Genomic DNA, 20,869 nt, shown 5'->3' with positions numbered 1-20,869 from the left:
TCAGCTTCTGGCCTATCATGTGGCCGTCAACAAAGGCACCGATGTCGATCAGCCGCGCAATCTGGCGAAATCGGTGACCGTCGAATGAAGGCCACGAATAAATGACGCAGAAATCCGAAGCGGTTATCGATCTCACGCATAATTATGAAGAACTGCGCGAGCCGGTGCGGGCGCTGTGCGCCAAATATCCCGGCGAATATTGGCGCGCCAAAGACAGAGAGCGCGAATACCCGGTGGAATTCGTCCAGGAATTGACCGATTCCGGCTTTCTCGCTGCCATGATTCCGGAAGAATATGGTGGCAGCGGCCTTGGCGTCGGCGCCGGCGCGGCAATTTTGGAGGAGATTCATTCCACTGGCTGCAATGGTGGCGCCAGCCATGCGCAGATGTACACCATGGGCACCGTGCTCCGGCACGGCTCGGCCGAGCAAAAGCAAAAATATCTGCCCAAGGTGGCAAGCGGCGAACTGCGCCTACAGGCGTTTGGCGTCACCGAGCCCGGCACCGGGTCCGATACCACGCAGCTTCGCACCACGGCGGAGAAGAAAGGCAATGACGCCTATGTGGTGAACGGCCAGAAAGTGTGGATATCGCGCGCCCTGCAATCCGATCTGTTGCTGCTACTGGCGCGCACCACGCCCAAGGAAGAATGCAAGAAACGCTCCGATGGTCTCTCGGTATTTCTCGTCGAACTCGACAAGGCGGTCGGCAACGGCCTCGAAATCCGCCCGATCCGCACCATGATCAATCATTCGACCAATGAGCTGTTCTTCGACAATCTGGAAATCCCAGCGAGCAGCCTGATCGGCGAAGAGGGCAAGGGCTTCAAATATATTCTCGACGGCATGAATGCGGAGCGCATTTTGATTTCCGGTGAATGTTTGGGTGATGCGCGCTGGTTCATCGAGAAAGCCAGCACCTATGCTTCTGAGCGCGAAGTGTTCGACCGTCCAATTGGCGCCAACCAGGGCATTCAGTTCCCGATCGCCAAGGCGTACGCCAACTCCCAAGCCGCAGATTTGATGACGCGCAAAGCCGCCGCCTTGTTCGATGCCGGCATGGCCTGCGGGGCTGAAGCCAACATGGCCAAGCTGCTGGCCTCGGAAGCTTCGTGGGAAGCAGCGGATGTTTGTATGCAAACCTTCGGCGGCTTTGCCTATGCCGAGGAATATGACATTGAGCGCAAGTTCCGCGAAACGCGGCTGTATCGCACCGCGCCGATCTCAACCAATTTGATTCTCGCCTTTCTCGGGCAGCATGTGCTCGGGATGCCGCGTTCGTATTGAGTATTTGCAGTGGCTGACCGCCTAAAGGACGTGCTTGTCGTCTCGGTTGAACAGGCCGTGGCGGCGCCTTTTGCCACGTCGCGCCTCGCCGATGCCGGCGCCCGCGTGATCAAGATCGAGCGCCCAGAAGGCGATTTTGCCCGTGCCTATGACCATCATGTGCACGGCGAATGCTCTTGGTTCGTGTGGCTAAATCGCGGCAAGCAATCGGTGGTGCTGGATTTCAAGCAACCGGACGACGCCGCTTTTTTACACGCATTGATCGCCCGCGCCGATATCTTCGTGCAAAATCTGGCGCCTGGCGCTGCGGTGCGCGCGGGCTTCGCTTCCGCGGAGTTGCGCGCCAAACATCCCAGCTTGATTACCTGCGACATTAGCGGTTATGGCGAGAGCGGCCCCTACCGCGACATGAAGGCGTATGATTTCCTGGTGCAATGTGAGGCCGGCATCGCCGCGGTCACCGGCACACCCGATTCGCCGGCGCGCGTCGGCGTATCGGCCTGCGATATTGGCGCTGGACTCAACGCCTACGGCGCCATTCTTGAAGCGCTCTATGCGCGCAGCACGAGCGGCGTCGGCGACGGCATCTCGATTTCGCTATTCGACGGCATGGCGGATTGGATGAATGTACCACTCCTGCATCACCTGCACGGCACAGGCGCTCCGGCGCGGAGTGGCCTTAGCCACGCCATGATCGCGCCCTATGGCGCTTATCCCGTAGGCACCTGCGGCGCTAACGGGCATATCGTTATCGCTGTTCAGAATAACCGAGAATGGGCGCGTTTCTGCGCTGACGTCCTTGGCGATTCCACTTTGACGGAAGATGCGCGCTTTCGTGAGAACGCGCTCCGCGTCGCCAACCGGGCCGAGATGGATGACCTGATCGCCAGCGTATTCGCGTCTCATGATTTGGATTCACTTTCCGAATTGCTGCGCCAGGCCGGCATTGCCTTTGGCCGCCTCAATCAGGTGATTGATCTGGCGGCGCATCCACAGTTGCGCCATGTTTCGGTGGCGACTGCCAGCGGTGCCGTGGAACTTGTCGCGCCACCGGCGCAGTTTACCAGCGATAGCACAGGACTTGGCCCGGTGCCGGGGCTAGGCGAGCATACGGAAGCAGTTCGCGCCGAATTCGCGGACGGCACTTAAGCGAGAAGGGAGTACAGGGTGAACGTGCAATCGGATAGCAATTTTGATGCCTGGATCGGCACCGCACGCGAGCAGCGCGAGCGTATCGACAGCGCCTTGACAGCTGGCATGAGCGCCGCGCTCGACCGCGATGACGCGCCGCCTAAGGATGGCGACCCGCTGCCGCCCTGCTGGCACTGGATGTTCTTTCGCGATTGCACCGTGCAATCTGAATTGGGAGCCGACGGGTTGCCGGAGCGCGGCGCGTTGATGCCGCCGGTGCCCCTGCCGCGCCGGATGTGGGCGGCCAGCCAAATTCGTTTTATGGCGCCACTCCGTCTTGGTGAGATGGCGGTGAAGCGCTCTGAGATTGCCAAAATCACCGAGAAAAATGGCAAGAGCGGCCGGCTTGTGTTCGTTAGCCTGCGTCATACGGTCTTAAATGCGGCCGATGAGGTGGCAATCGAGGAAGAGCAGAACATCGTCTATACCCAAGCGCCAAAATCAGGCGCCATGCCGCCGCAGCACCCGGCGCCAACTGAGGCCGCCTGGCGGCGCGACCTCACACCCGATCCGGTCCTGCTGTTCCGCTATTCTGCGCTCACCTTCAATCCGCACCGCATTCATTACGACCAGCCCTATTGCACCGGGGAAGAGGGGTATCCCGGCCTCGTCGTGCATGGCCCACTGATTGCGACGCTGATGGTGGATCTCTGCCGCCGCAGCCGCCCCGACGCCGAGATCAAGGAATTTTCGTTCCGCGCCATGTCGCCCTTGTTCGTTGACCACGCGATGGTGCTGGGCGGCGCCCCTACGGATGATGGTTTAGGCGCCGCCGTCTGGGCAGCAAACGATCAGGGTGGTTTGACCAGCCAGGGCGAAGTGAAATTCGCCTAGCGGGCGAATGCGGAAATGTTGCGCCGGCGGCGCTACTTGATGCCGAAATTCCCGAAGCGCTTGTTGAAGCGCGAGACCTGTCCGGCGGTATCGACCAGCCGCTGATTGCCGCCCGTCCACACCGGATGCGATAACGGATCGACATCGAGCGTCATGGTGTCGCCTTCTTTGCCCCAGGTCGAGCGAGTCTTGAAGGTGCTGCCGTCGGTGCACACCACGTTGATTTCATGATAATCGGGATGGATTTCTTTTTTCATCGATTCTATCCGCTGGCTGAGGGCGCTTATATATATCCACTACGGATTTCTGGCAAGCCCTGCGCTTCCTGTTCTTGGCTACAGGCAAGCATCTGTTCTTGTTGGCCCTTCCGATGATGGCTGATATACCCAACCGAAATAGCAGGGCGGAATGAACACGTGACGGCATATCGGAAATTGCAATATTCGAAGATGGTACGCCAATCATTTGGCGGCAATAAATCTCGCCGCGGAGGGATTGGCACATGACCATGTTCGGCCCCGGCCGCGGCCGCCGTAAATCCCGAAGCGATAGGGAAAAGGGTAAAGATCTCAAGCAGATACGCCCGCTAATGCAGTATATTCGGCCGTACCGCCCGGTTGTGTTCGGAGCCCTTGTCGCCCTGACCGTCTCCGCCGCCGCGGTGCTGGCGATGGGCGTCGGCTTGCGGCTGCTCATCGATGAGGGCCTGGCCGGCGATAGTATCGATCTCCTAAATAATATCGATCTCCTAAACAATGCACTGATCTACCTAATTGGGATGGTGGTTCTGCTGGCTGCCAGCACATTTTCGCGGTTTTATCTGGTCTCTTGGCTGGGCGAGCGGGTGGTGGCCGATATCCGTCTCGCAATTTTCTCCCGAATCCTCCGCCTCAGCCCGGCGTTTTTCGAGATCAACAAGACCGGCGAGCTGCTGTCGCGCATCACCACCGATACCACGCTGCTGCAAACCGTAATCGGCAGCCAAGCATCTTCGGCGCTGCGCAATCTGCTCCTGCTTACCGGCGGTATCGTGATGTTGTTCATCACCAGTCCGAGATTGACCGGTCTGGTTTTCCTGCTTGTGCCTGTAGTTGTGGTGCCGATCATCGTTCTCGGCCGTCGCGTGCGCCAGCGCTCGCGCCTCAGCCAAGACCGCATCGCCGATCTTGGCGGCCAGGTGGAAGAGGCGCTCAATGGCATTCAAACCGTTCAGGCGTTCGGCCACGAGGCCAACACCCAGGACAGTTTCGGCGCCAAAGTTGATAGCGCCTTTCAGACGGCGCTCGGCCGCGTGCGCGCGCGCGCCTATCTCACAGCCTTCGTCATTCTGTTCGTCTTTACCGGCATCACCGCGGTGCTTTGGCTAGGCGGCCATGATGTCCTCGACGGCAGATTGAGTGGCGGCGAATTGGCATCCTTTTTGTTCTACGCGGTTGTCGTTGCGGGCTCGGTAGGATCGCTAAGCGAAGTTTACGGTGATCTCCAACATGCTGCTGGTGCGGCCGAGCGGCTGGTGGAATTGTTGCGCCAGCAAAGCGATATCGCCGCGCCGGAAAACCCCAAACCGCTACCTGAGCCGGCCGAGGGCGCCATCGCCCTGGAGAATGTCACATTCAACTATCCCTCGCGCCCCGATGAGCCAGCGCTGATCGACTATCGGCTGAACGTCAGGCCCGGCGAACGCGTCGCCCTGGTTGGGCCGTCCGGTGCCGGCAAGACCAGTGTTTTTAATTTGTTGCTGCGGTTTTACGATCCCACACAGGGCACGGTACGGGTCGACGGAATGGATCTGCGCCAGGCCCTGCCTGAGGAGGCGCGCGCCAGGTTCGGCCTCGTGCCACAAGACCCGGCGATATTTGCCGCCAGCGCGTGGGAAAATATCCGCTTCGGCCGCCCTAGCGCGAGCGACGAAGATGTGCGAGCGGCAGCACGGGCGGCGGGCGCAGAAGAATTCTTAGACGCTCTCCCTGAAGGCTTCGCCACCTTCCTTGGCGAGAAGGGCATGCGGCTCTCCGGCGGCCAGAAGCAGCGCCTGGCTATTGCCCGGGCAATCTTGCGCAACCCCGTGATTCTTCTACTCGACGAAGCCACCAGCGCGCTCGATGCCGAGAGCGAGCGCGCAGTGCAAAAAGCATTGGAGAGCTTGATGGTTGGGCGCACCACCATCGTCATCGCGCATCGCCTGGCCACTGTCCAAAAGGCCGACCGTATCGTGGTGATGCAAGAAGGCCGCGTCGTTGCCGAAGGAACCCATGACGCCCTGGTTGCCGAAGACGGCCTCTATGCGCGCCTGGCGTCGCTCCAATTCGACAGCACCGGAGCCGATGGCGCTGGTGATGCGACGGTTGCCACCACGGGGCCGCTCAGCGCTGAGTCAGCTTAAGTTCGATGCGCCGGTTGCGCCGGTGAGCGATCTCATCGTCGCGTGTGTCAAGCGGTTGAAACTGGCCGTAACCGGTGGCGCTCAGCCGTTCCGGGGGTATGCCCCGAGTCACCAGATAATTCACGACCTCGATGGCGCGCGCCGCCGATAGCTCCCAGTTGGAAGGGAAGCGCGCCGTTTGAATAGGAATGCGGTCCGTATGTCCGTCGACCTGTAAGATCCAGGGCAAGTCTTCGGGGATGCGCGTCATGACCTCTTTCAGAACGGTGGCGAACGTATTCAACCCCAATTTTCCACCGATGCCGAGCTCGGCCGAACCGGAGCCGAATAGCACTTCGGATTGAAAAACAAAGCGGTCACCTATGATGGTGAAGCCCTGACGGCCAGCGAGAACTTGGCGCAGCCGGCCAAAAAATTCCGAGCGGTATTCGGCCAGTTCTTCGACCTTGGCGGCGAGGGCAAGATTGAGGCGCCGGCCGAGATCGGCGATCACCACATTCTGCTCCTTTGATTCGGCTTCCGACGTATCCAGCGCCTCTTCAATGCGGGTCAGTTGCGCCCTCAACGCCAGTATTTGCTGGTTGAGAACGCCAATTTCATCGGATTGCCGTGCCGTCAGATCGCGTGCCTGCATCAGTTGATTTTCGGACAGCATATAAAGGCCCTGCAACTCGCTCAACCTGACATCTCGGTCGCCCAGTTCTTTCTGGGCAAGGGCGGTGCGTTCGCTCTCATCGGAGAGTTTCGCCATCAGCTCGGTCGAGCGATCGCGGGCGGCGCTGAACGCTTGATCGAGGCGCGCTTTATCGCCTTCGCTGTCACGCAGCGCGGCGGCAAGCTCGACGACTCTTTCCTCCAGATCGCTGCGAACGGTTTGTAGTGCGGCGATGTCGCGGCGTAATTGCTCGACATCGCTGAGCATCACGCGGATTTTTTCTTCTCCGGCTTCGGCGCGCAATTGCGTTTCCACGGCGACGCGGTTGGCTTCGGTCGCATCGCTGAGCGCGGTCTGCGCTTCTGCCGTCATATCGCGCAAACGCAAGCGTAAGGTATTGGACTCGTCCTCGGATCGGGTCAGCGCCAGGCTCAGCGCATCGCGTTCGGCGAGGGAGCTTTGCAGCTCGCTGGAAAGTTGAGAAATATTTGTGCGCAGATCGGTGTTTGATTGGCGCTCCAGCGAGAGCAGATCGGCCAACTCCGCGACCTGATGGTCGAGCTCGGTCAGCGCTGCGCTTTTTTCCGAAACCGAGCGCTGCAGGAAATATTGCGCCAGCATATAGACGACGAGCAAAAAGATCATGACCAACAGCAACGTCGAGAGAACATCGACGAAGCCAGGCCAGATAGCCGAAGAGCCTCCTTGGTGGCGGCGGGAACGGGAACCGTATGACATCGCGGTCGAACCGCGTCAGCCGCGCCCGTCGCGCCGTTGGTTTTCGGCAACGGCGGCGATTGTGCGGGCCAGAAGTTTGAATTCGCTTTTGAGCTCATTCACGCTTTGCTCGCGCCCCGACACCATTTCTTCGAGCAACCGTCCGACATAGACGTCGAGATTGCGCAAATGCGCGCGGCTGGCATCGTCGAGGGATATCGGTTGGCGGCCCGTCTCGGCCAGGCGCTCCAGCACCGGGCGCATTTCCATCTGGTTCTCCACCAGCTTGACCATGAGGTCTTGTTCGGCGCGCATTTGATCCGTCAGGGCCGCTAAGCGCTCGGTGAGCGCGAGTATATTAGCGCTCGAGGAGGCGCGGTTGTCCTCACCGCGGGACAGCGTGCGCTGAAGATCGTCAAGGCTGTCCGCGGTGCGCTCAAGGAGGGCACTCACATAGGCCGGCACTGATTGGTCTCCGCCTTCGACCGACAGCGTGCCGCCGGTGAGGCGGGTGTAGGACGACAACCAATCCTCCAAATTATTGTAGAATCGGTTTTGTGCCTGCGACGCCTGCAATTCCAAGAAGCCCAGCACCAGCGAGCCGGCGAGGCCAAAGAGCGAAGAACTGAACGCCGTTCCCATGCCGGCAAGCGGCGCCTCGAGCCCGCCCTTGAGGTCATCAAAGGCCGAGCCTAAGTCGTCGCCGCCGACTGAAAGCCCGCCAATTACATCGCCCACCGAGGACACGGTCTGTAAGAGGCCCCAGAACGTGCCGAGCAATCCGAGAAAGATTAAGAGGCCGATCAGGTAGCGCGCCAATTCATGGCTCTCGTCGAGGCGCGAGCCGATGCCATCGAGCACGCTGCGCATGGAAACGGCGGAGAGCGATACCCGCCCACGCCGTTCCGCGATCATGGTGGCGAGCGGCGCCAGCATGCGCGGCGCGCGCTGATCCGAGAGTCCGGGCTCATTAGTTTGGGCGGTGTTGAGCCACGCGGTTTCAGGCGCGAGCCGCAAGACCTGCCGGAAGGCGAACACAATGCCGATCATCAGCGCGCCCAGAATCACGCTATTCAAAGCCGGGTTGGCGAGAAACGCTTCAAGCAGGGTCGAGAATAGGGCTGCGCAAATGGCGACGACAATCGCCAAAAAGGCGCTCATGCGAATCAGAAACGGGCGTAGAGCGCTCATTGCGGCTGCGACAGGGCTATCGGAGCGCTCATCGGGTTAGCGCTGCACCAGGACGACGTCTACCCGGTCGCTCGTCCCGTCCTCAGATTTGTTGCCCAACGCTCGGACATCGATACGGGTGCTACGCACGCCTTGTTCGATCAATTCCGAGCGCACTGCAAGGGCGCGCGACAACGACAATCGGCGCGCTTGCGAGGCTGAATCGTCGCCGCCGCCGGCATAGGCCTTGAGTTGCAGGCGCAACGTTTCATCCTGGCCCAGCGCAGAGGCAAGAGTGGCGAGCGGTGCTTGTGCGGTTTTGGGAAGCGCTGAATCACCCGCACCAAATAAAATTTGCATGGTTTCGCCAGGCACAGATGGCGCCACCGGATTCGTCTGGGCAGTTGGCGGATCGAGCGCAACCAATACGGTCTCCGGCGCTGCTTTGGTCTCTGCTTTGGCCTCCGATTTGGGTTGTGCTTTGGGCTTGGCTGCCGTGGCCGCCTTCGGCTGCGCGGCCGGTTTGGTTTTCGCTGCTGACGGTGCGTCGAGGTCGAGTAGAGCTGCCTCGTCGGCGAAGCTGGTGCTGGATACAGAATTCTTGTTGCGTTTCTTCGCTGCGGCGCGCTCTTCCGCCGTCATGTTCTCCGGCGCTTTTGCCAGCACCGGGCCGGGCGCCGGCGCCGGCGCCGCCAGTTTCGGCGTTGCCACAGCCTCCAAAGCGGGGGCGTCCAACGTGGGGGCGACCATAGTGGGGGCGACCGTGGCAGGGGCGACCGTCGCCGGCGTTTCCAGTTTGGTTACCATCTTAGCGGGCTTAGCCGGCTTAGTCGGCTTGGGTTCCGGTGCTGTGGCGCGTGCGCTGTCGGCTCTAGGTGGTTCGCCGGGCGGGCGCAGCGTGACCGGCGCCAAGCCACCACCGGCGACGCCCGGATGGCGCAAGCCTCGGTCCGTGCCTCGGGGCGACGAAAAATGGTCGAGCGCGCCGAGGTCGATTTCGAAACCATTCTGGCCGCTGCCGCCGATAAAGACGGTGTCCTGAGCAAACACGGAGTTTGCCGGGGCCAGCCACAGTACGAGCAGCGACAGTGCGGACAGCAACAGTGCGGGCAGAATGAAAAATGAGCGCGCGGCCGCGAACGCGGTGGCGGCTTTGTCGGAAAATATGCGGGCGATATAGATAACTACTCTCCCAATTTTTTGCGCGCTTACAATAGTATAGGGGTTCGGTGCCGACAACAGCGTCGTCGTGGAGACGATTCAGGCCCTATTTTTTCGCGGGTGCAGCCGCTTTTGCCAATAGGCGCCGCAAATCCTCGTGCAGATTCCCGTTGCTGGCAAGGATATCGCCCGATGCCATCATCGCATCGCCGCCGTTCACTTCGGTGACGATGCCGCCTGCTTCACGCAGAATCGCCAACCCGGCGGCGATATCCCACGGCGACAGCGCGAATTCCCAAAATCCGTCAAAGCGCCCGGCCGCGACATAGGCCAAATCGAGCGCCGCGGAGCCGAAGCGTCGCACGCCTGCGGTTTCCGCCGACATGCGGTCGAGCATCTCGGAATATTCTGGATGGCTGGCGCGGCCCTTGAAGGGCATGCCCGTGGCAATCAGCGCTTCGTCCAGGCGCGGGCGCGCCGAGACGCGCAAGCGCGTTGAGTTCACAAACGCGCCACTACCGGATTCGGCCCAGAACAATTCGTCGCGCAGCGGATCGTAAATCACGCCGGCAAACATCTTGCTGTCGCGCTCTAAGCCGATAGAAATGGCGAAATGCGGAATGCCGTGGAGAAAATTCGTCGTGCCGTCCAGCGGGTCGATAATCCAACGGTTGGAACTGTCTTCGCCCACTATTTCACCGCCTTCTTCGAGCAGAAACCCAAATTTGGGGCGCGCCCGGCGAAGGTCCTCGACCAGCATTTCTTCGGCTTTGTGGTCAGCCGACGACACAAAATCGGCCGGCCCCTTACGTGAAACTTGGAGTTGTTCAACTTCGCCGAAATCTCGGCACAACCCACGCGCTGCCTTGTAGGCGGCGTTGGCCATGACAGTGATGAGCGGGGAGCGGCGGGACAAGGGGCTTTAGCTTCCCGCGTCAGGCGCGCGCGCGTTCGACATAGCTGCCGTCGCCCGTATTCAGCACCACTCGATCGCCTTCGTGGACATGTGCCGGCACCAGGGTCCGCACGCCGTTGTCGAGGAGCGCCGGCTTATAAGACGCGGCCGCCGTCTGTCCCTTGACCACGGGCTCGGTCTCCGTGACCACCTGAACCGCAGTTTCGGGCATTTCGACGCCGATCACCGTGCCTTCGTGGGATTCGACCGTCACCTCCATGCCGTCCTGAAGGAAGACGACCGGCTCGCCGACAATCTCGCGCGGCAGAGAAATTTGATCGAAGCTCTCCAAATCCATGAATGTCAGCATATCGTCCTCGGCAAAGAGAAACTGATGCACTTTTTGATCGAGGCGCACGCGCTCGACATTCTCGGAAGCGCGGAAGCGTTCATTGAGTTTGGTGCCCGACATCAAATCCTTGAGCTCAACCTGAAGATATGCGCCGCCCTTGCCCGGCTGAGTATGTTGAATTTTGGTCGCAATCCATAGGCGTTTCTGGTGCTCGATCACCATGCCTGGACGGATTGCGTTGCCGTTGATTTTCATAACAACGTCTCGAATTGCATTATTCAGGGAGCCTTGTGGCGGCGCTGCTATATCAAGCGGTGGCCGCTTCCGCAATGGCGTCGTTGATCGCCTTCACCCCGGCCGCCGGCCCGTCCGCATGATCCCACACGGCAGCGATAACGGCTAGGAAATCTGCGCCCGCCCGCACCAATGGCGCACAATTTTCAGCGGTAATGCCGCCGATAGCAACGCTTTGCACCACCATCAGCTCGTGCCACCACTCCACAATTTCCACCGTTGCGCGCGATCGCGGAATTTTGCTCTGGGTCGGGAAAAATGCGCCGAACGCCACGTAATCGGCGCCGGCTTCGCTGGCCTCGATGGCGGCATGGCGCGAATCGTAGCAACTGACGCCGATCATGGCGGCGTCGCCCAACCGGCGCCGCGCGTCACTGAATTCGCCGTCATCGGCGCCGATATGTGCCCCATCAGCGCCGCATTCGGCGGCGAGATCAGGCCGGTCATTAACGATAAACGCCACGCCCCTAGCATGACACACCGGCATCAGTGTCTCGATTGCCTCGCGGATGGTGTCGTTATCGGTGTCTTTCAAGCGGAGTTGCACGCAGGCCACGTCGCCGCCGTCCAGCGCCGCCGCCAGTGTGTCGGCGAACGCAGCCACCGCAAATTGCGGCGGGGTGATGAGATAAAGGCGGGAAAGGTTTGGCATCGGCTGGGTGCAATCGATATTGGTAAATTAACGGTCAAGGTTTGCAGCGGCGGGGTTTACAATTGCCCGGCGCGACAACATATCGCTTTTAAGGATCATGGCAACACTCGTCACCCAAACAGAACGCGGCCTACCGAACACTGCAGCGCTTGAGCGCTGGGTCGTTCAACAGGGGTTGCAAGGCAACTCAGCCGATGGCGTGTTTGAAGGCTTCTGCGCGCAATTGACCGCGGGCGGCATTCAAATTCAGCGCGGCCTCAGTGCCATGCGCGTGCTCCATCCGCTGTACCAAGGGTTCGGCTTAGTGTGGCGGCGCGGCGTCGATGGCGTGGCAGAAGAAACTTACGCGTCGACGAACGCATCGGCCGACGCGTGGGAGCGGAGCCCCCTCAAGGTGATGGTCGATGACGGCGAGCCCGAGTTGCGCCGGCGCATTCTCGGCCCCGAGGCGGGCGATGAGTTTCCCCTACTGGAAAAATTTCGTCAGGAAGGGGCGACCGATTATTTTGGCATGATTTGCGGTTTTGCGATCGAAGCCGCCAATGAGCAGCGTTTCGGCGTCGTCTTCACCTGGACCACCGACCGCGTTGACGGTTTTAGCGATACCGAGATCGATTTTCTGAGGGCAACACTTCCCGTCCTTGCCTTAACCCTTCGCGTCGCCGCCAACCGGCGCTTTGCCAAAGCAATAGCGGATGCCTATCTCGGGGCTGACGCGGCGCGCCGGGTGTTGAGCGGAGAAATCGAACGCGGCCATGTGCACACCCTCTCGGCCGTTCTGATTTACTGCGATCTCTGTGGCTTCACGGCGCTTGGCGATAAATTGGGCCGGCGCGAATTGGTCGATCTGCTGAACGAATATCTAACCTGCATGGCGGAGCCGGTCGAAACGCGCGGCGGCCAAGTGCTGAAATTCATGGGCGACGGCATGTTGGGCACGTTCGAGCTGCCGGCCGACGGTGACGCGGCGGCCCGCGCCGCTACCAGCGTCGATGCGCTGGAGGCGGCGCGTGACGCCTTGGCGCGCGTTTCTGAACTGAACATAGCCCGCCGCTCCGCCGATCAGCACACCATGGCGCTCAACGTGGCGCTCCATCTCGGTGAAGTGGCTTATGGCAATGTCGGCTCGCCGACGCGTCTTGATTTTACCGTCATCGGCCCGGCGGTGAACGAGGTATCGCGCCTCGAATCCATGTGCGATCCGCTGGAGCGCCATTTGTTGCTATCTGAGGCCTTCGCCGCCGCCATTCCTGAGGATGGTCCGGTACTGCTGCCGCTCGGCCGTCACGGCCTGAGAAGCGTGCGCGAGCCGGTCAATTTGTTCACCGTGGAAAACCTGCCCGAACCCTAGAGCATGTCAGGTTCGCCTGCGCTCACCCGCCACGCTCTATTTCTTTACATTTGAAGCATATGCGTCGTCGCAGGTGATGCCACCTGCTCGGGATTTGCTCCAACCCGGCGCGCGGTCGGTCAGGCCTTGTTCAGGTAAATCTTGATGATCGTGTCGAGCATCGCCAGGGCTTCGGCGCGCGGCCGCTGAAACGTGTTGCGGCCGATAATTGAGCCAAAACCGCCGCCGTCGCGGATGGCGCGGATTTCCTCATAGAGCCCGTCCAACCCCTTCGCAGCGCCACCTGAAAAGACGACGATGCGACGGCCGGCGAACGACGACTGGATGATATGCGCGACCCGCGCCGATAGGCTGCTGCTGTCGATACCCTCGGCTTGATAAACCTTCGCCGCTTCGGGCTGCTCGATATGCGCCGCCGGCGGCTTGACCTTGATGATATGCGCGCCCAGGAGTGCCGCCATATGTGCCGCGTAGGCGGTGACATCGAACGCCGTCTCGCCTTCCTTGGAGAGGTTGCCACCACGCGGGTAGGACCACACCACGACGGCGAGGCCATGCGCCTTGGCTTCCACCGCCAATTCGCGCAGTTCCTCGATCATCTCGAACTGCTCTTCCGAGCCGGGATATATCGTGAAGCCAATCGCGGCGCAGCCTAGACGCAGCGCATCCTCTACCGAAGCGGTGACTGCCTGATCCTTGCTGATGGCATGCGAATTGGCACTATTCACTTTAAGGATAGTCGGGATGGCGCCGGCGAAGCTGTCAGCGCCGGCTTCGATCATGCCGAGCGGACTGGCGAAAGCGCTGAGGCCCGCGTCGATGGCGAGGCGCCAGTGATAATGCGGGTCATAAGCGTCGGGATTGGGTGCGAAGCTCCGTGCCGGGCCATGTTCAAAGCCTTGGTCGACCGGCAGAATCAGCAACCGCCCGGTGCCGCCGAGCCGGCCTTGCATCAGAATGCGGGCCAAATTCGCCTTTGTGCCGGGATTGTCGCTCTCGTAATTCGCGAGGATCTTGCGAACGCGTTGGGTGACTTTCATTTTCGCCGATCCTAGTTTGTTGTCCCTATCAGACGTGATTAACGCAAGGCAGAAACCATTTCAATCGCTCTGCCGCAAGGCTCTGTTTTTGCCTGTTTTCCGCGCTTTGCGCGATTCCAGATATGCCGCGCAACTGCCCGCCGGGTCGTGCGAATCGAGTAGATCAAGGGCATCGGCAGGGGCGCGCGCCGGCGCCAGCTTTGCGCCGCATTTTGCAGCGATCTGTGCCAGTTTATCACGCATTGCGCCCGGCCCAGAAAAAGCGATGCGGCGGAACCCCATGACCATCGCCCGGTGCGCCATGGCTGCGTCGCCACCGCAATCAACAATAACCGAATGACGCGCGTCGGGGCAGGCGCGCGCGGCGCCGTCGAACACCGCCCTTAGGAAAGCGAGGCCGGTATAACGCGCCGCGCCCGGCGCTGAGCGCAGCGTGATCGCCAGGCCATGCGCGTGGGCCGCGTTTAGCGCCGCTTCGGCATGGCCGAGCGTATGGACGAGAATGACATGCTTATCGGCGGCGTTAATGTTGATCTTTCAATGCCTCGACACCGGGCAGCGCTTTGCCCTCCAGCCACTCTAGAAAGGCCCCGCCGGCCATCGAGACATAGCTGAAGTCCGCCGTCACGCCGGCATGGCGGAGCGCCGCTACGGTATCGCCGCCGCCGGCAACAGACAACAGCCCGCCTGCCTTTGTTGCCGCCGCAGCGCAGCGCGCGGCGGCGCTGGTGGCAGCGTCGAACGGAGGTATTTCGAACGCGCCAAGCGGGCCGTTCCACACCAAGGTGCGTGCCGCCTTAATCGCTTCTTCGATGGCCGCGACCGTGTCGGGCCCAAGATCGAGAATCATGCCGTCTTTCGGGATGGCGTCGATGGCGCAAATTTCGCTCGCCGCGCCGCTGACGAATTGGCGCGCCACCACGCCATCGCTCGGCAGCAACAGGCGGCAGCCGGTTTCCCGGGCCTTGGCGCTGATCGCATCCGCAGTGGCGCGCAAATCCTTCTCCGCCAGGGACGCGCCAACATCGATACCGGCGGCGTGGAGGAAGGTGTTGGCCATGGCGCCACCGATGGCCAGCACTTCAACGCGCTCCACCAGATTGGTCAAAAGGTCGATTTTGGTTGAGACCTTGGCGCCGCCGACAACGGCCATGACTGGGCGCTCAGGCGTTAACAACGCGCTTTCCAGCGCCGCCAATTCGCCCGCCATCAGCCGCCCGGCGGCTGCGGGTAGCAGCATGGCCAGGGCGGTGGTCGACGCATGGGCGCGGTGCGCCGCCGAAAACGCGTCATTGACGTAAAGCTCGCCCAATTCGGCCAGGGCCGCGGCAAACGCGCTATCGTTTTTCTCTTCACCGGCATGAAAGCGGGTGTTTTCAAGCAGCGCTATATCACCCGCACCCAAACCGTCGACCACACGCCGTGCCTCCACCCCAATGCAATCGGACGCGAAGGCGATTTCGCGCCCGCCCAAAGCCGCGCGTAAATGGGGCACTACCGGTTCGAGCGACATGGCCGGCGTCACGCGGCCCTTGGGTCGGCCAAAATGGCTGAGGACGATGACCCGGGCGCCGCTCGATGCGAGTTCCAGCAAGGTCGGGGCGATGCTCTCGATGCGGCTGGTATCGCTGACCTCGCCCTCCGAGAACGGCACGTTGAGATCGACGCGGACGAGAACTTTCTTGCCGCTGACCTCGATATCATCAAGCGTGCGGAAGCTACGCATGGCCACCCAGCGCGGTCAGAGACCGCCCAATCCACATAGCCTGGTCAGAGCCCGCCGAGCACAGCGGCGACATCGCCCATGCGGTTGGAAAAGCCCCATTCATTGTCGTACCAGGAGAGCACGCGACAAAACGTCCCGTCGATCACCGTGGTGCCGCTAGAATCGAAGGTCGACGAGGCCGGATTATGGTTGAAATCGACAGACACCAGCGGCTCCTCGGTATAGCCGAGAACGCCGGCTAACGGGCCGTCGGCAGCGGCTTTCATGGCGGTGTTGATTTCCGCCGCCGATGTTGCGCGCTTGGTGACAACCGTGAGATCGATCATCGAGACATTGGCCGTTGGCACACGAATCGCCGTGCCGTCGAGTTTGCCCTGCAGCTCCGGTAGGACCAGTCCAACAGCCCGCGCAGCACCGGTGGACGTCGGGATCATCGAGGTGCCGGCACCGCGTGCGCGCCTCAGATCCTTGTGCAGGGTGTCGAGGATTGATTGATCCAGCGTATAGGCATGCACGGTGGTCATAAAACCATGCTCAATGCCGAACGTCTCATTCAGCACGCTGGCAACAGGAGCCAGACAGTTGGTCGTGCAGGAGGCGTTCGATACCACCTCATGCGCCGAGGTCAGCTTTTTGTGGTTGACCCCGTACACGACCGTCAGGTCCGCATCTTGCCCCGGCGCTGAGATCAGCACCTTGCGCGCGCCCGCCGTCAGATGCTTGGCCGCATCCTCGCGTTTCGAGAAAATGCCGGTGCATTCAAGCGCCACATCGATGCCAAGATCACCCCACGGCAGCTTGGCCGGATCGCGCTCGGCAAGCACCTGGATCGGCCCTGAGCCGATATCGAGCACACTGCCCTGCACCGAAACGGCGCCCGGAAAGCGGCCATGCGCCGAATCATATTTGAGTAGGTGGGCATTGGTTTCGACCGGCCCCAAATCATTCAGCGCAACGACGCTGATATCGTCCCGCCCCGATTCATGAATGGCGCGCAAGATGTTGCGGCCAATGCGGCCAAATCCATTGATACCCACCCGAATAGTCATGCTGTCCTCCATCAAAAGTCGGATAATTCTGTTGCGAATGGGTTAGCCCGAGAGGGCCTTATTGGCAATGGCGAAGTGCTAAACCTTCGCCCTCACTTTGGCGGTGGGCCGGGGAACCATTCGTCGGGCTCGGGCAGGTCGCGGCCCTTTAGGCTGTATATTTCGAAGGTGGTCGAGGTCGCTGCTTCGGTGTCGAAATAGTGAAACTGGGCGACGTCTTTTAAGAGGCCCGATTGAATGACGGGAAAGCCGCGCTTGACGAATTCGGCGATTTGTTCGCCGTACGGCATCTCGCTGCCGCCTTCTTCGCGCCCGGCAAAGGCGACATGGTGGATACCCTCGCCATGCACATCGAGAAAATCATTGTAGATCGTGCGCCCTTCCAGGGGCTGGACGATTTCCCACATCATCGCGCCGGTCCAAGCGAGGCACAGCGTCATTTTGAAGTTTTCCGCCTCGCCGCGATATTCGGTGTCCTTGATGCCCGGCGCGTCGCGGTAGTGATAGACCCGCCACGGGCCGATGCCGAGCCGCACCAAGCCCTCCATGGTGCGCTTATGGTCGCGGCTCACCACGCATACTTGAATGGTTTCACTGAGGAACGAATTGCTAAGCTCGCAATCGCTAACAACGCTTGGAAGATCGGACATAGAGGGTTCCCTTTCGACTGGTTCGGCTCTTCAGGATATTTTCAAGACGACGCGGAAGCGCGCTTCGTTGGCCATCATGCGAGCGTAAGCTTCCGCCGCGCGCTCAAGCGGAAATTCCTCGATCGTCGGGCGTACGCCGGACAGGCTGCTGAAATTGAGCGTATCCTCGGAATCCTTGGCGTGGCCCGATGGCCAACCACGGATTGAGCGCCGCCCGGGGATCAATTGAATCGGCGACGTGGCAAAGGTCGCGGCATCGGCGCCGACCACGATGACCTGGCCGTCGACGCCCAGACCGTCCACCAGCGGCGTCATGGATGCGGCGTCGGGCGCGGTCGCCAGGATGACGCGCGCGCCGCCCATCGCCTTGAGTGCTTCGCCGACCGCCTCCGTCTCGGTATCGATATAGTCGTGCGCGCCCAGGCTTTTGGCGAGATTCTCCTTATCGCGGCCGCGTGACAGGGCAACGGTGCGATACCCCATGCGCGCGGCAAATTGAATGCCGAGATGGCCGAGCCCGCCAACGCCTTGAATGGCGACCAGGTCGCCGGCGCGCGCACCGCTGTTGCGGAGCGAATTGAAGGTGGTGACGCCGGCGCAGAGCAGCGGCGCCGCCTCGGCGCTTTTTAGATCGTCCGGAATATGCGCCAAGGCGTTCACATCGGCGGTCATATATTCCGCGTAGCCGCCATCGCGGCTGATCGCGGTAATTACGCCATTCTCGCAATTGACGAAATCGCCGCCGCGGCACGGCGTGCAGTGAAAACAATGGCCGCCATGCCAGCCGACGCCGACCCGCGCACCGACTTGCCAACGCTGAACGCCTGCGCCGAGCTTGTCGATCCGCCCAGCCACCTCATGCCCAGGGATGCGCGGATAATCGATATTCGGAAAAACGCCTTCCTTAACAAATACATCGCTATGGCAAACGCCACAGGCCTCGACCTTGATGCGGACTTCGCCGGCACCGGGTTCCGGTACTTCGCGTTCGACCAGTTCAAAATCCGCGCCTGGCGCGCCTATCTCAATCGCTTTCATTTTTGCCATAGCGGTCTTTCTCTCCCAAGCTGATGTGTGGATTTAACTCAGTTTAGCCTGCCCGCTCAGAGCGTGCGACGGGTTTGGCAAGGGCAAGGTCTAGCGTTATGTAGCGATTGCCAGCGTTCGTCTCTCCTGTCAGAGCCAAACCATGTCCCAGACCGCGTCCAGGCGCATCGGCTTCTTCTTTCTCAACCTCGGCCACGGCTATGACCATCTCTTTATGATGTTGTATCCGACGGTGGTGTTGGGGCTGGAGATCCAGTTCGACCGGCCATATAGCGAAATGCTGACGCTCTCCTTGCCGGGCTTTATTGCGTTTGCCGCCGGCACGCTGCCAGCCGGTTGGCTTGGTAATCGCTGGAGCCGATCCGGCATGATTGCGGTGTTTTTCCTCGGTATCGGCGCCTCGTCGATCGTCACCAGTTTCGCCCATACACCGGTGGAAATCGCCGGCGGGCTCACCCTGATCGGTCTGTTCGCCTCGATTTATCACCCGGTCGCCATTTTGATGATGGTGGACGGGCGCGAGAAGGTCGGCAAGGTGCTCGGCATCAATGGGGTGTATGGCAATCTCGGTTTTGCCATCGCGCCGCTCGCCGCCGCCGGCCTGATGCAGGTGATCGACTGGCAGGCGGCGTTCCTGCTGCCCGGCATCGCCGCCACCGTCACAGGTTTTGCTTATGTCATCTATTTGCGCGTGACTCCGGCCACCGAGCGGCCGACGGCGCGGGCGAAGCGCGCCGCCACGGCTGCGGCAGCCGCCGAAACCGGTGGCGCCGCCCGTCCGGTTATCGACAAGCTTGTCATGCGGCGGGTCTTCGGCGTTGTCGGAGTTATGACCGAATCTGGTGTTTGAACATTTGAAAAGAAGCGGCGTATCAGGTTGATTTGTTGTTGCGAGACATCAAAACCAACCAAAGGAGATGCGCCACTATGACGAAGAATAACGTTTTAGAATTTGCGGGTCGAGATGCAATTTCCGATCCCCTGACGGCTTTGTTGAGATCAGGTGCGCAGCAGTTGATCAATCAAGCGGTGGAAGCAGAATTTCAGGAATTGCTGAGCCAGCATTTAGGCCGACGCACCGAGGACGGCAATGCCGTTGTGGTTCGCAATGGTCATTTGCCGGAGCGCGAACTGCAGACAGGATTGGGGCCGGTGACGGTCAAGATTCCAAAAGTTCGCTCAAAGACCGGGGCGCCCGTGACGTTCCGATCAGCCCTTGTTCCGCCCTATGTCCGCAAGACGAAGTCTCTGGAGGCGACATTACCATGGCTGTATCTAAAACCATGGCTGTATCTAAAAGGCGTATCAAGTGGTGAGATGGACGAAGCCTTGAAAGTATTGATTGGCTCTGAAGCTCAAGGTTTGTCGGCCAGCACGGTATCGCGCCTGAAGCAGATATGGGGGCAAGAGTATCGGATTTGGTGTAACGGTCCTCTGGATAAAGACCGTTGGGTCTACGTGTGGGCCGATGGTGTTTATAGCGGGTTGCGGGGCGAGCAGATGAAGCTGTGTGCCCTGGTGGTCATTGGCGTGAATGAACGTGGAGAGAAGCACTTTCTGACCATTGAAGACGGTGTGCGGGAATCGACGCAAAGCTGGCGGGAAGTGTTGTTGAAGCTGAAGTCACGCGGGATGAACAGAGGTGGATCGATTTGTTTGAACAGTTTGGGTGAGTTTTATAAGTGGCTCTCGACCCTTTTTATGCCGCCGCCGGAATTGGCTGCAGCGTATTGAAGTAAGCCTGATCCGGCGTTCGACGGTCAAGCGATGAATGTGGTCGTTTGCTGTTGTAGAAAGTCAGGTATTTTCCGATAGCCGCACGCGCCTCTGGCACATCAGCGTATGCGTGCAGATAGACCTCTTCATATTTGATGGTCCGCCATAGGCGCTCGACGAAGACATTGTCTCGCCAGGCTCCGTCTCGCCAGGCTCCCTTTCCGTCCATGCTGATGCAGATTTTTGCATCCTTCAGGGTTTTAATGAAGTCGACGGATGTGAATTGGGAGCCCTGATCGGTGTTGAAGATATCGGGCTTGTCGTGCCTGGCAAGTGCTTCCTCCACTGCTTCGATACAGAACGCCGTTTCCAACGTGATTGACAGACGCCACGACAGAACCCGTCGCGTGAACCAGTCAACCACTGCCGCCAGATAGACAAAACCCCGCGCCATCGGAATGTAGGTAATGTCCATCGCCCAGACCTGATTAGGCCGTGTGACGGGCAGCGTGCGCAGAAGATACGGATAAATCTTATGACCCGGTGCTGGCTTCGAGGTGTTCGGGCGACGGTAAACCGCCTCAATACCCATGCGTTTCATCAGATTGCGGACGCGCAAGCGTCCTACCTGATAACCCTCGCCCAGTGTCAACGGCGGAGCAAAACTAGACCAGCAGGGCGGAGTAAAAGTAGTCCACTT

20 protein-coding genes and 1 pseudogene are annotated in these 20,869 nt (G+C 60.5%); 7 read left to right on the top strand and 14 right to left on the bottom strand.

Annotated elements, in window-relative coordinates; translation table 11 throughout:
* Nucleotides 1–101 precede the first annotated feature (101 nt).
* Genes O3A94_15675 through O3A94_15665 form a run of 3 tightly spaced genes read left to right on the top strand, consistent with a single transcriptional unit; the run spans nt 102 to nt 3,311 of the window.
* Entirely contained in the window at nt 102–1,286 is a 1,185-nt protein-coding gene (locus O3A94_15675) for an acyl-CoA/acyl-ACP dehydrogenase (protein MDA1357693.1), read from the top strand.
* A gap of 9 nt (nt 1,287–1,295) precedes the next feature.
* Entirely contained in the window at nt 1,296–2,435 is a 1,140-nt protein-coding gene (locus O3A94_15670) for a CaiB/BaiF CoA-transferase family protein (GenBank protein ID MDA1357692.1), read from the top strand.
* A gap of 18 nt (nt 2,436–2,453) precedes the next feature.
* Complete coding sequence (locus O3A94_15665) at nt 2,454–3,311, top strand: MaoC family dehydratase N-terminal domain-containing protein (GenBank protein ID MDA1357691.1); 858 nt, start codon at nt 2,454–2,456, stop codon at nt 3,309–3,311.
* A gap of 32 nt (nt 3,312–3,343) precedes the next feature.
* Here the strand turns inward: O3A94_15665 and rpmE are convergent, their stop codons facing one another.
* The gene (gene rpmE, locus O3A94_15660) at nt 3,344–3,568 is read right to left on the bottom strand and encodes a 50S ribosomal protein L31 (protein ID MDA1357690.1); all 225 of its coding nucleotides are present in this window, start codon (nt 3,566–3,568) and stop codon (nt 3,344–3,346) included.
* A gap of 251 nt (nt 3,569–3,819) precedes the next feature.
* Between rpmE and O3A94_15655 the strand changes: the two genes are divergently transcribed.
* Nucleotides 3,820–5,694 (top strand): ABC transporter transmembrane domain-containing protein, encoded by a 1,875-nt coding sequence (locus O3A94_15655; protein MDA1357689.1) that lies wholly within the window; start codon nt 3,820–3,822, stop codon nt 5,692–5,694.
* Here O3A94_15655 and O3A94_15650 read toward each other — a convergent pair.
* Genes O3A94_15650 through thiE form a run of 6 tightly spaced genes read right to left on the bottom strand, consistent with a single transcriptional unit; the run spans nt 5,675 to nt 11,590 of the window.
* Entirely contained in the window at nt 5,675–7,087 is a 1,413-nt protein-coding gene (locus tag O3A94_15650) for a peptidoglycan -binding protein (protein MDA1357688.1), read from the bottom strand. The two genes, O3A94_15655 and O3A94_15650, sit on opposite strands and share 20 nt — an antisense overlap.
* A 15-nt stretch (nt 7,088–7,102) precedes the next feature.
* Complete coding sequence (locus O3A94_15645) at nt 7,103–8,257, bottom strand: flagellar motor protein MotA (GenBank protein MDA1357687.1); 1,155 nt, start codon at nt 8,255–8,257, stop codon at nt 7,103–7,105.
* Between the two features lie 36 nt (nt 8,258–8,293).
* The gene (locus O3A94_15640) at nt 8,294–9,475 is read right to left on the bottom strand and encodes an OmpA family protein (GenBank protein ID MDA1357686.1); all 1,182 of its coding nucleotides are present in this window, start codon (nt 9,473–9,475) and stop codon (nt 8,294–8,296) included.
* A 28-nt stretch (nt 9,476–9,503) separates the two neighbouring features.
* Entirely contained in the window at nt 9,504–10,313 is an 810-nt protein-coding gene (locus O3A94_15635) for an inositol monophosphatase family protein (GenBank protein ID MDA1357685.1), read from the bottom strand.
* 19 nt (nt 10,314–10,332) lie between these two features.
* Nucleotides 10,333–10,899 carry an elongation factor P gene (gene efp / locus O3A94_15630; GenBank protein MDA1357684.1) on the bottom strand — a complete coding sequence of 189 codons (567 nt, stop codon included), beginning with the start codon at nt 10,897–10,899 and terminating at the stop codon, nt 10,333–10,335.
* A gap of 52 nt (nt 10,900–10,951) precedes the next feature.
* Nucleotides 10,952–11,590 carry a thiamine phosphate synthase gene (gene thiE / locus O3A94_15625; protein ID MDA1357683.1) on the bottom strand — a complete coding sequence of 213 codons (639 nt, stop codon included), beginning with the start codon at nt 11,588–11,590 and terminating at the stop codon, nt 10,952–10,954.
* A gap of 97 nt (nt 11,591–11,687) precedes the next feature.
* Between thiE and O3A94_15620 the strand changes: the two genes are divergently transcribed.
* A complete protein-coding gene (locus tag O3A94_15620; protein MDA1357682.1) occupies nt 11,688–12,941 on the top strand; it encodes an adenylate/guanylate cyclase domain-containing protein in 1,254 nt (417 codons plus the stop codon).
* A 119-nt stretch (nt 12,942–13,060) separates the two neighbouring features.
* Here O3A94_15620 and O3A94_15615 read toward each other — a convergent pair whose 3' ends face one another.
* From O3A94_15615 to O3A94_15590, 6 genes are all read right to left on the bottom strand, one after another.
* Nucleotides 13,061–13,981, bottom strand: coding sequence for a class I fructose-bisphosphate aldolase (locus O3A94_15615; protein MDA1357681.1), 921 nt, complete (start codon nt 13,979–13,981; stop codon nt 13,061–13,063).
* 60 nt (nt 13,982–14,041) lie between these two features.
* A complete protein-coding gene (locus O3A94_15610; GenBank protein MDA1357680.1) occupies nt 14,042–14,359 on the bottom strand; it encodes a hypothetical protein in 318 nt (105 codons plus the stop codon).
* Nucleotides 14,360–14,504: 145 nt separating this feature from the next.
* Entirely contained in the window at nt 14,505–15,707 is a 1,203-nt protein-coding gene (locus O3A94_15605) for a phosphoglycerate kinase (protein MDA1357679.1), read from the bottom strand.
* Between the two features lie 44 nt (nt 15,708–15,751).
* Nucleotides 15,752–16,756 (bottom strand): type I glyceraldehyde-3-phosphate dehydrogenase, encoded by a 1,005-nt coding sequence (gene gap / locus O3A94_15600; protein MDA1357678.1) that lies wholly within the window; start codon nt 16,754–16,756, stop codon nt 15,752–15,754.
* Nucleotides 16,757–16,848: 92 nt separating this feature from the next.
* On the bottom strand, nt 16,849–17,406 hold the full coding sequence (locus tag O3A94_15595; protein MDA1357677.1) for a VOC family protein: 558 nt from the start codon (nt 17,404–17,406) through the stop codon (nt 16,849–16,851).
* Nucleotides 17,407–17,436: 30 nt separating this feature from the next.
* On the bottom strand, nt 17,437–18,453 hold the full coding sequence (locus tag O3A94_15590; protein ID MDA1357676.1) for an alcohol dehydrogenase: 1,017 nt from the start codon (nt 18,451–18,453) through the stop codon (nt 17,437–17,439).
* A gap of 142 nt (nt 18,454–18,595) precedes the next feature.
* Here O3A94_15590 and O3A94_15585 point away from each other — a divergent pair, with 142 nt between their 5' ends.
* Nucleotides 18,596–19,303, top strand: a complete 708-nt coding sequence (locus tag O3A94_15585) for an MFS transporter (GenBank protein MDA1357675.1) — start codon at nt 18,596–18,598, stop codon at nt 19,301–19,303.
* A gap of 77 nt (nt 19,304–19,380) precedes the next feature.
* A pseudogene (locus O3A94_15580) lies at nt 19,381–20,091 on the top strand (transposase).
* 61 nt (nt 20,092–20,152) lie between these two features.
* On the opposite strand, the gene O3A94_15575 reads toward O3A94_15580, so the two are convergent.
* The coding region (locus O3A94_15575) for an IS3 family transposase (protein MDA1357674.1) at nt 20,153–20,869 on the bottom strand (717 nt) is incomplete at its 5' end.

Source organism: Pseudomonadota bacterium, assembly GCA_027624955.1.
Lineage (GTDB): Bacteria > Pseudomonadota > Alphaproteobacteria > UBA828 > UBA828 > PTKB01.
The sequence above is the reverse complement of the archived record's forward strand: the minus strand, read 5'-3'. Positions and strand labels throughout refer to the sequence as shown.

Excerpts from the sequence above, each read along its gene's own strand:
- O3A94_15650 (MDA1357688.1), bottom strand. The coding sequence starts at position 7,087 with ATGTCATACGGTTCCCGTTCCCGCCGCCACCAAGGAGGCTCTTCGGCT.
- rpmE (MDA1357690.1), bottom strand. The coding sequence starts at position 3,568 with ATGAAAAAAGAAATCCATCCCGATTATCATGAAATCAACGTGGTGTGC.
- efp (MDA1357684.1), bottom strand. The coding sequence starts at position 10,899 with ATGAAAATCAACGGCAACGCAATCCGTCCAGGCATGGTGATCGAGCAC.
- O3A94_15645 (MDA1357687.1), bottom strand. The coding sequence starts at position 8,257 with ATGAGCGCTCTACGCCCGTTTCTGATTCGCATGAGCGCCTTTTTGGCG.
- O3A94_15585 (MDA1357675.1), top strand. The coding sequence starts at position 18,596 with ATGTCCCAGACCGCGTCCAGGCGCATCGGCTTCTTCTTTCTCAACCTC.
- O3A94_15655 (MDA1357689.1), top strand. The coding sequence starts at position 3,820 with ATGTTCGGCCCCGGCCGCGGCCGCCGTAAATCCCGAAGCGATAGGGAA.
- O3A94_15620 (MDA1357682.1), top strand. The coding sequence starts at position 11,688 with ATGGCAACACTCGTCACCCAAACAGAACGCGGCCTACCGAACACTGCA.
- gap (MDA1357678.1), bottom strand. The coding sequence starts at position 16,756 with ATGACTATTCGGGTGGGTATCAATGGATTTGGCCGCATTGGCCGCAAC.
- O3A94_15595 (MDA1357677.1), bottom strand. The coding sequence starts at position 17,406 with ATGTCCGATCTTCCAAGCGTTGTTAGCGATTGCGAGCTTAGCAATTCG.
- O3A94_15590 (MDA1357676.1), bottom strand. The coding sequence starts at position 18,453 with ATGGCAAAAATGAAAGCGATTGAGATAGGCGCGCCAGGCGCGGATTTT.
- O3A94_15605 (MDA1357679.1), bottom strand. The coding sequence starts at position 15,707 with ATGCGTAGCTTCCGCACGCTTGATGATATCGAGGTCAGCGGCAAGAAA.
- O3A94_15675 (MDA1357693.1), top strand. The coding sequence starts at position 102 with ATGACGCAGAAATCCGAAGCGGTTATCGATCTCACGCATAATTATGAA.
- thiE (MDA1357683.1), bottom strand. The coding sequence starts at position 11,590 with ATGCCAAACCTTTCCCGCCTTTATCTCATCACCCCGCCGCAATTTGCG.
- O3A94_15615 (MDA1357681.1), bottom strand. The coding sequence starts at position 13,981 with ATGAAAGTCACCCAACGCGTTCGCAAGATCCTCGCGAATTACGAGAGC.